The sequence below is a fragment of the Streptomyces flavofungini genome (assembly GCF_041028215.1).
GTDB lineage: Bacteria > Actinomycetota > Actinomycetes > Streptomycetales > Streptomycetaceae > Streptomyces > Streptomyces flavofungini_B.
This window is the reverse complement of the sequence record NZ_JASKYR010001457.1, coordinates 1-914: the sequence shown is the minus strand read 5'-3', so window position 1 is coordinate 914 and position 914 is coordinate 1. Positions and strand designations below refer to the sequence as shown.

Here is a 914-nt window from a genome sequence, read left to right as displayed (position 1 = left end):
CGACCGTGCTGGAGCGAAGGACCACCGAGCTGGGCGACGCACCCACCGACATCGCCCTCCCGCACGACCGGCCGCGCGGCCGGGCCCAGACCATCGAGGCGCACCTGCGCCGACGCGACCTGCCCCCCGAACTCGCCGCCCAACTGCGGGAGGTGGCCGCCGCGCTGCACCACCTTCATGCTGGGCGCCGCGCTCCTGGGCGCCGCTCTGGCACGCCGCGGCCCGCAGCGCGACTTCCTGTTCACCTTCCCCTGGGCGGACAGGGACGGCGCCGCCCGCGCCACGACCGTAGGCATGTTCGTCAACACCCTGGCGGTACGGGCGGACCTGCGCGGCGCGCCCACCTGGCGGGAGTTCCTCGGCCGCGTACGGGCGTCGGCGCTCGCCGCCTACGCGCACGCCGAGACCCCCTTCGACGCGCTCGCCGCTGCCCTGCAACCCGGCCGCGACCCGRGCCGCCCCGCTCTCACCCCCGTCTACCTCACCGCCACGGACGACCCGCCCCGGCCACCCGCCCTCGACACCACGACCCGGTCGCGCTTCGTGACACCGCCGCGGCTGAAGGCCAAGTACGAGCTGGAGCTGACCGTCACCGGCGGGCCCGGCCGATTCCGCTTCGACCTGACGTATCTCACCGACCTCTTCGACGGCGACACCGCCGAAGAAGTGCTGGATGACCTGGCGCAAGCCGCCACCGAACTCACCGACGACTTGGAGAACCCCGTGCTCAGCCCTGTTTCCGCCGACCAGCAGGCGCCCGCCGCCCTCGCCGACCAGGTGACCGCCCTGTGGACGGAGGTACTCGACGGCGCCGAGCCCGCCCCTGACGTCAACTTCTTCGACGCGGGCGGCGACTCTCTGCTCCTCATCGTGCTCATGGAGCGCCTCGGCGAGCTGACAGGCCGGGACCTGGA

The 914-nt window shown here is 73.6% G+C and carries 1 protein-coding gene; it reads left to right on the top strand.

All coding sequences use genetic code 11. From position 1 onward, the window contains the following. Window positions 1–177: 177 nt before the first annotated feature. Window positions 178–914 (top strand): acyl carrier protein (locus AB8Z36_RS41625; protein WP_369218512.1); only part of this gene is annotated, 737 nt, incomplete at its 3' end.